The following is an 8,051-nucleotide window of genomic DNA, read 5'->3' as shown; positions in this document are numbered from 1 at the left end:
GTATAAGAGACAGACCGTATAGAGACCGCGTTAAAACAACGCAGCGATTTCTAAGCGGGCCTTGAGACTTAGCCTTTAGTGACTCTAGCCTTTAGTCGCGAGCGAGTGTTCTAATCAACGCCCGCTTCCTATGTTATTTCTTCTCCGAAATCTGCTCTGTCATCGGCGTTTCAACGCACTGCCGACTAAACCATCTACTAGGCTGCCTGCTCAAAATCTTACTAAAAAGCTATCGACAAAAAGGCTGTCCATCGGACTGCTAGCGACTACTGTTAGTTTGATAGCGGCCTGCTCAGGTGCTTCTGACGTGGCTGATGAGACGTTAGTGCCTGAAGGCAAAGCCAGTGAAGCTACCAGCGAAAAGAATACTAAGGTCGAAAACGAATCAGGCGATGAGTCTAAGGTCTACGTTAAGCAGATAGATGACTATGCCGGGGAGACTAGCGCTTTGGGGACTGAAGTGCCTGAAGCCAAAGAAGTCGGTTCCGACAGCCAGATGTGGCTAGAAGCCGATGCCACCTACGAAGAGCAGGACTTTAGTCGAGACCTGTACGCCGAGATTCTAGAGGAAGACGCTTACTGCCTGTCAACCGGCAGCTGCGGAGACGTCAGATATCTTTTTCAAGATGTGCTGATGATCGCCGCTATGGGTGAGTTTGGTTCTACTAAAACGACGCTGACTCCGCACGAATCTATATCCAAGTCGCAAGCACTTGCTTATGCGCGAATGCTAGATACAGATAGCGTCATCGACTTTGAAGACAGCCTATTAATAGACAACAACGAAGGTGAAAGCGATGGGCCAGTCATCATCACTGAGAACTACTTTGAGGCCGGACTGCCATCAGAAGGGGCTGCCTACGAACTCGCTTCGATCAGAAGCGCACAAATAGTTTCAGACACAAGCGGCGAGATACTCAGGGTGCTATATAGAGTCGACGTGCTTTGATAACACTTGCTCTAATGACACTTTTTAATACAGCATGCTGAAGATCGTCCTAATACAATGGCGAAAATGCTGGGGTGATTGTGTGATCGCCATCCTCATAGAAAAAGCTGTGCCTATGTACACCGCCAGCCACTTGACCTAAAGTTGTGTAGGAATATGTCGTGTAGGAATGTCATGTAGGAAGTCATCCGTATCGCTATGCCCCAGCCAAGTGACAAACGATACACTGTCTAACTACGTTTAGGATTCTCTTTTCGTGCCCTCTACTGTCGCTGTTACCGTTCCTGCCACGACTGCCAACATCGGCCCCGGTTTTGACTGCCTTGGCGCTGCCTTGTCACTCTACAACCGCTTTCACTTCACGCCCTTCACGCCGCTCTCTGATAGCGAGCCGTTTCAGATCACGGTCGAAGGGGCTGAACGCAGGCGGGTAAATAGCGGCGCGAGCAATTTGGTCTATCGTTCCTATCTCAAATGCTATGAGCGCATTGGTAGAGCGGCACCGCCCATTCATATCAGGATTAATCTAGGCGTTCCACTTTCTCGCGGGCTCGGCAGCTCTTCAACGGCGATTGTCGGTGGTATCTTGGGCGCTAACATGCTGGCTGGTTCACCTTTAGGCCCAGCGGAGCTAGCTAAGCTAGCTAACCAGATAGAAGGACATCCAGACAACGTAGTGCCCGCCCTACTAGGGGGAGCGCAACTAGCAGTTGTTACTAAAGGACGGCTACAGATTTGCAAGCTGCCTTGGCATGAATCGGTAGTGCCTGTGGTGATTATTCCTGAGTTTGAGCTATCCACAGCGGATGCGCGGCGGGTGCTGCCAGGTCACTACAGCCGAGCGGATGCGGTCTTTAATACGTCTCACATCGGGCTGTTGCTGCAAGGGCTAGCGACTGGAAATGGTGACTGGATTGGTGGGGGGATGAGCGATCGCATTCACCAGCCCTACCGCAAGAAGCTCATCCCCGGCTACGATAACGTGCGTCGCGCCGCCCTACGAGCTGGAGCCTGGGGAATGGTGATCAGTGGAGCTGGGCCAACACTGCTAGCGCTAGCGCCATCTGATACCGCCGAGTCTGTTCGCGAAGCGATGGAAACCGCCTGGAAACCTCAAGAATTTGCCGTCAAAGCTCATTGTCTGAGGCTAGATACGAAAGGTGCGATCGCCGAAGCTATTGGCTAAACCCCCTCAGAAGCTACAGCATTCTCTATTGGCTACGCATATGCAGATTCGATGTGCCGACCGTAGCCTCAATCGACTGAAGGCCAAACTCAACTAATAGCTGAAAACTCAGCTGTTCGAGATTGCTACCAGCAGTCGTCTAAAGAGATGCAAAATGTACGGTAAAGTTACAGCATGAAGCCACTGAGGAAACGTAGTGAGAAATTCTAGACCCAGGCTATTTTCGGCTAGTCTCGTTGTCTTGCTGCTCTCTCTATCTGCCTGTTCTGTTGAGCGCGGCGCAGGCAGGCTTGTAGAGGAAGGAAATAATCTAACGCAGGAGGAAAGACACGCGGAAGCCATTCCTCTGTATGAGCAAGCAATAGCACAGGATCCCGAGCGGTCAAAGGCTTGGTTTGGAAAGGGTAATTCGCTAAGAGGGCTAGAGCGATACGAAGAGGCAATCGATGCCTACGACAAAGGCTTAGAAATTGATCCTGATGAGGCTGAAGCTTGGTACGACCGAGGCGGTTCATTGATTGATCTAGAGCGCTATGAAGAAGCGATCGCATCCTTTGATAAGGCTCTAGCGATCGATCCTGATTACTCTGAAGTTTGGAGCGACCGAGGCGTATTGCTCATGGAACTACAGCAATACGAAGAGGCGCTTACTTCTTTTGACACAGCCTTAGAGATTGACGCCGACGATGCCAAGACTTGGAACAACCGAGGCCACCTAATGCGCGCGTTGAGGCGATACGAAGACGCGATCACGAACCTGGACACAGCACTAGAAATTGACCCCGATCTTCCCGATGCTTGGAATAATCGAGGCATTGCGATCGCTCTGCTAGGACGCCATGAAGAAGCGCTTACCAACTACGACAAAGCTTTAGAGATTGATCCTCGCTTTGCTCGCGCTTGGAGCAATCGCGGCCAGTCACTGGCCAGCCTAGAACGCTATGAAGAAGCGCTCACTTCTTTTAACGCAGCCACAGAAACTGACCCCGACTATTCTGAAGCCTGGAATAACCGAGGTGTACTCCTATCAATATTAGGACAAAATCTTGAAGCTACAAGATCCTTCGAAAGAGCAGTTCAAGCAGATCCTGATAACGAATCAGCAGCCAATAATCTCCTGCGGATGAATGGTAACGTTCTAGACCCGAACATCAATAGATAAGTGAGCAGTCGCTGCACCGGAGCTGAGCGCAGAAATACCCCTATGCCTGAAGAAGTGTCTGTCTAGCTGCCTGGGTCAGATCACAGAGTTTATCTAATGTTGGCCACGGTGCTCTTTCTATATCAGTTTTTTCATCGGCTCGCAACCAAAGTAAATATTCGATATTGCCGGCTGGCCCTACCGTATCCGACCAAGTGAGCCCTTGATAGCACCAACCTAGCTTTTTAGCCGCATTAGTCACCTGAAAGATAGCGTCTGCTTGATCCCTTGGGTTTCTCACGACACCTTTTTTACCAATCTTTTCTCGGCCCACCTCAAACTGAGGCTTTACCAGTACAGCCGCTTCTTTAGGAAACTCCAACAAAGACCAAAAAGCAGGTAGCACTTTTACCAAAGAGATAAAGGAGACATCCATCACGCCAAACGTAGCCATCTGATCTTCACCATAGAGCTTTGATGGGGTTAGATAACGGATGTTTGTTCTTTCTTGTAGCTCTACCCTAGGATCTTGTCTGATCTTCCAAGCAACCTGCCCGTAGCCAACATCTACGCCATAGACTCGCTGAGCATTTGCCTGAAGCAAGCAATCCGTAAACCCGCCAGTCGAAATACCCCCGTCTAGACAGATCTTTCCCTCTACTTTAATATCGAACGTCTTCAAAGCTTTGGCTAGCTTTTCACCGCCTCTAGAGACAAAAGGGGGCTTTTTCTTCAGCTCTATCACAGAATCTGCCGCGACCAGCGTGCCCGGTTTATCAACTATCTGCTGGGCAATCTTCACTTCCCCGGCTCTGATCAGTCGCTGAGCCTGCTGCCTAGAAGGACACAGACCCTGCTCAACTAAAAGGGTATCAATACGCTGTTTGGCCAAGGTTGAAGCAAAGGAATGAACAGTGTCGATTGTATCGTCAGACGGCCTCGATGTGGGAAACCTGTCGTAGGAAGTGATGGGGCGAATGGTAGAAATGAGAACCGAGCCGAAGAAAAAAGTAGTTTTTATCATGGGTACAGCTCACTGTGGCTCTACGCTGCTAACCCTGGTGCTAGGCGGCCATTCGGACTGTCTGTCGCTGGGTGAGATCAGCAATCTACCGGACTTCTATCGTAGAAACAAGCCGATCTGCTCAGTGTGCGAAGGTGAGTGTAGCCTGTGGGATCAGAAATTCTCTGACCAAGATTTACAGGCGCTTGTCCACGGCTTCTCAGATCGGCGGGTGCATCGCTTTATTCCTTTGAAAGTTGAGAAACAGGTTCGCAGACTTTTGCGAGCTGATAGCGTCTTCAATCCTTATTCTTTGATTGCCTCTAAGGTTGAGGAGTCAGTGCTGATAGATTCAACTAAGACGGTATGGTGGCTACAGAAAAGACTAGCTGCTAGAGAATTCAACGAGAATTTATCACCTTATCTGATTCATCTAATTCGAGATGGTAGAGCTGTGATGAATTCTTATTCTAGAAGAAAGCAGTATCAGGGGCTGACATCTCAGCAGTTTGGAGAACAGTTTGGCACGCTCTGGAAGAATAGAGTCACTAATGAGAACAACTTCTTTGATAGTTTTTCTGGTAAAAAAATCAGACTTAGATATGAAGAATTTGCCACCAATTCAGAGGCGATAACTCAGAGACTTTGTAACTGGTTAGAAATTGAGTTCCAGCCGGATATGCTGAGCTACTGGAAACATCAGCATCACACCATTTCGGGTAATAAAGGCACTCGCGCTTCAGTTCAAAGGTATCAAAACGATGCTCAATCCAATCGGAATGTTGGCATCAAGCTGAATCAAAAATGGCAGCAGCGACTGTCAGCCGAACAGATAGCCGCTTTTTATCAGGTGACTGATGGAATGAACAAAAATTACGAGTGGTAGCAGCAACTTATTCACAACAGTAGCGTTCTATGAGTGATTTTATAGGGATTGTCAGAAGATCGAGTGGCCGAATTAGATTAAAAAGCGTCGTGGAGGGGTGAAGTCATCCACAGATTTCCACTTAAAAGTAGGATTGCAGATCGCCACGACGACGGACATCTAAGGTGGCACAGTGAAATGAGCCAGCAAACGGATAATAGTTCTCAAATGAGCAGGGAATGGGCTTAAAACCCCAATCTTCAAATGCTCGAATCATAGGCTCTTGGTTTTTTTCAACAATGACCCGTTCGCGATCTAGCATCAATACATTCATATTTACCCAGCCGCTGATGACGCCTAACTTATTGGTAGTGGTCTGTAAAGGAGTCGGTGAAACTAGAATATCCCAGCTATCTAGAATCTTTGGGAGTGTTGCGATATCCAAAAACTCTGGATTCACCAGAACTTTGCCTGGGGCGAGCGGCATAAATGTTGTGTCAATATGCATCGCCTGGGGACAGCGAGATTCTAGGATATGAATGCGGTACTCGCTGCCCAAGTGACGACGGAGCCATTCAATGCCCAAATCGTTGGTCACATGACTTTTTTGGCCAAAGAGGTCTCGGCCACATCGCACAAAATCTGCAGCGTCGAAGGTAGGCTCAAACTCAGTTGTAACAAACTTCATATCAGCCCCTTCATGAGGCGGTTGATAATCTGAGTCAAATTGTGCATCTAAAAGCTGGGGCTTTGGAGCCGAGACCCACCGCGCACCTTGCTTAAAGTATTCCTTTAAAAGAGAGCGGTAGGGCCAGCTTTCAAAGTAACGCCCTCGATCGGCCATGGGAGCTTCAATAATTTGGTTACCCACCACAATAAAAGCATCCCGAGGATTTGCCGCGCAAAACCCGCTGTCTACCTGCCAAGATGGCGTAGCATAGTCAGCAGCAAAGTTCATAGAATCTGGTCTGCGAACAGTCACGCCCTCGGCTTCGAGGATATGTACAAATTCCTTTAAACAGGTCTGCGCCGCCGCAATGAATTCTTCTGGATAAGGAGTACCACCACTCACCACAATGTCTTCGACTTGCTTCCAGCTCCCTGGTGGAACTATCCGCTTAAAGATCGTATTCCACGCAGGGAACATGGCATTATCAACAATACCAACAATTACTTCTTCTAAAGGATCCCATTCGTTGTGGGAGCTGACGCAACAGGTAGAGGCAGTAGCCATCGAGTTCTTATCTAGTAACGGGGTCATTTCTAGTAACGGGGTCATTAGGGAACGCTCCAATGAGTTAGTTTTTGGGGTGATTATTTCAAATTCTGAGCCTTGGCGAGGCTGCTATACACTGCACGCAGCGCTACAATTGCTTGGTCGATTTCACACTCAGTGTTAGCCGCCGTGATGGAAAATCGTAGAAGACTGCGAGATTTGGGGACAGCAGGGAAAATGCCTGGGGTGATGAGGATACCGTGCTCCCACAGTATTTTGCAGGCTACAATAGCCGACTCTATCGATCCAACAACAACACTAACAATAGGAAAGTCTCTCTGTCCGTTGACCTCGAAGCCGATATCTCTAGCGGCGGCAATAAGCTTGCGTGTCAAGTCATAGATGCGTTGCCGCAACCGATCGCCTTCTGTTTGATTGATCTTTAGCCCTGCGATCGCACTTGCCAAACTAGCGACTGGCGAAGGCCCTGAAAACACAGCGGTCCAAGCTGTCGCCAGCCGTTTTCTCATATGAGCATCCCCGCAAGTCACAAAAGCGCCGTAAGAAGAAAAAGCCTTTGAAAGTCCAGCGCAATAGATAATGCGATCCTCTTCGTAGCGCAGACCATAGTAATTGACAATTCCGTTGCCCCGGTGTCCATAGGGCATTGCTGGCGTAGGATTCTCGCCGACTATGCCAAAGCCATGGGCATCATCTACATAAACGGTGGCATCGAATTGTTTAGCTAGGCTCACATAGGCAGGCAGGTCGGCATAATTGGATGACATTGAATAAACGCCGTCGATGACAATTAGCTTGACTGAGGCTTCAGAATGCTGCGTGAGTTTTGACGACAGATCTGCCAAATCACTGTGCCGGTAACCCACCACCTGCGCGCCATGCTGCTTGGCTAAACGGCACGCTTCTACAATCGAGCGATGCGCCGCATCATCTATAAAGATTGTGCCGCTTTTACCAGCTAATATCGGAATGACGCCCATATGTAATGCGCTCACAGAGGGAAAGACGAGCGTATCAGGGACTTTGAGTAAGGTAGATAAAGCGGCTTCTAATTCGCTATAGAGATCGGGAGAGGCCACTGCTCTGGTCCAGCCAGAATGCGTTCCCCATTCACGAATGGCTGGCAGAATAGCTTGCTGTACCTGGGGATGCAAATCTAATCCTAAATAATTGCAAGAGGCGAAGTCACAAATCCAGCGGCCCTCAATAAAAACCTGTCGGTTTCGTCTATGGGTGGCTCGGTTGAAGAGCTGGGGAATTTGCTCATAAGCACTCGCAGCATGAGCATCCGAATCTAATTTTGAATCTAATGAGGGTAATTCGGAGGATGCTTGATTAATCAGGCTACTCAAATGCTTGCTAAAGCCGCTAATTGTTGGATGATCCCAAAACAGAGCAGACTCCAACTTGAGTCCAGGCTTTATTTCTGCCTCCAAGGCGGCTGCTAGCTCTGTAGCAGAAACTGAATCTACGCCATAGTCTACAAATGTCTTATGGGAAGAGATCTGAGTCGGTGGAAGCTTGAATTCGAGCCTTAACCATTGTTCAATCCAGTGCTGAATAGCCTCAGCAGTCACGACTGTATGCTCTTTTTTCAGCGATGGAGCCAGCGCTTTGGCAGGCGCTAACTGATTGAAGTATGCATCAGCAACCACCGACAGCGTATTTTC

The 8,051-nt window shown here is 48.8% G+C and carries 7 protein-coding genes; 4 read left to right on the top strand and 3 right to left on the bottom strand.

The features are described from left to right. The first annotated feature begins 130 nt into the window (after positions 1–130). The 3 genes from IQ256_RS27655 to IQ256_RS27645 all read left to right on the top strand — a co-directional run bounded on the left by IQ256_RS27655 (position 131) and on the right by IQ256_RS27645 (position 3,297). Positions 131–949, top strand: coding sequence for a hypothetical protein (locus IQ256_RS27655; protein WP_193858911.1), 819 nt, complete (start codon positions 131–133; stop codon positions 947–949). 256 nt (positions 950–1,205) lie between these two features. Beyond that, entirely contained in the window at positions 1,206–2,135 is a 930-nt protein-coding gene (gene thrB, locus IQ256_RS27650) for a homoserine kinase (RefSeq protein WP_193858910.1), read from the top strand. Between the two features lie 196 nt (positions 2,136–2,331). Next, the gene (locus tag IQ256_RS27645) at positions 2,332–3,297 is read left to right on the top strand and encodes a tetratricopeptide repeat protein (RefSeq protein WP_193858909.1); all 966 of its coding nucleotides are present in this window, start codon (positions 2,332–2,334) and stop codon (positions 3,295–3,297) included. A gap of 40 nt (positions 3,298–3,337) precedes the next feature. Here IQ256_RS27645 and IQ256_RS27640 read toward each other — a convergent pair whose 3' ends face one another. Then, on the bottom strand, positions 3,338–4,300 hold the full coding sequence (locus tag IQ256_RS27640) for a TlyA family RNA methyltransferase (protein WP_370623564.1): 963 nt from the start codon (positions 4,298–4,300) through the stop codon (positions 3,338–3,340). Between IQ256_RS27640 and IQ256_RS27635 the strand changes: the two genes are divergently transcribed. Beyond that, a complete protein-coding gene (locus IQ256_RS27635) occupies positions 4,299–5,165 on the top strand; it encodes a sulfotransferase (protein ID WP_193858908.1) in 867 nt (288 codons plus the stop codon). The two genes, IQ256_RS27640 and IQ256_RS27635, sit on opposite strands and share 2 nt — an antisense overlap. A 121-nt stretch (positions 5,166–5,286) precedes the next feature. On the opposite strand, the gene IQ256_RS27630 is transcribed toward IQ256_RS27635, so the two are convergent. Next, positions 5,287–6,423, bottom strand: a complete 1,137-nt coding sequence (locus tag IQ256_RS27630; RefSeq protein WP_228025350.1) for a hypothetical protein — start codon at positions 6,421–6,423, stop codon at positions 5,287–5,289. A gap of 35 nt (positions 6,424–6,458) precedes the next feature. Beyond that, positions 6,459–8,051: aminotransferase class I/II-fold pyridoxal phosphate-dependent enzyme (locus IQ256_RS27625; protein ID WP_193858907.1), on the bottom strand; the 1,593-nt coding region annotated here is incomplete at its 5' end.

The organism is cf. Phormidesmis sp. LEGE 11477 (assembly GCF_015207105.1).
Taxonomy (GTDB): domain Bacteria; phylum Cyanobacteriota; class Cyanobacteriia; order Phormidesmidales; family Phormidesmidaceae; genus Phormidesmis.
Note: the sequence above shows the minus strand (reverse complement) of the source record. Positions and strands in the feature narration are given on the sequence as shown.

Bases quoted from the DNA above. Each gene is read 5' to 3' on its own strand.
- IQ256_RS27655 (WP_193858911.1), top strand. From the start codon at position 131: ATGTTATTTCTTCTCCGAAATCTGCTCTGTCATCGGCGTTTCAACGCA.
- IQ256_RS27635 (WP_193858908.1), top strand. From the start codon at position 4,299: ATGGGTACAGCTCACTGTGGCTCTACGCTGCTAACCCTGGTGCTAGGC.
- IQ256_RS27640 (WP_370623564.1), bottom strand. From the start codon at position 4,300: ATGATAAAAACTACTTTTTTCTTCGGCTCGGTTCTCATTTCTACCATT.
- IQ256_RS27630 (WP_228025350.1), bottom strand. From the start codon at position 6,423: ATGACCCCGTTACTAGAAATGACCCCGTTACTAGATAAGAACTCGATG.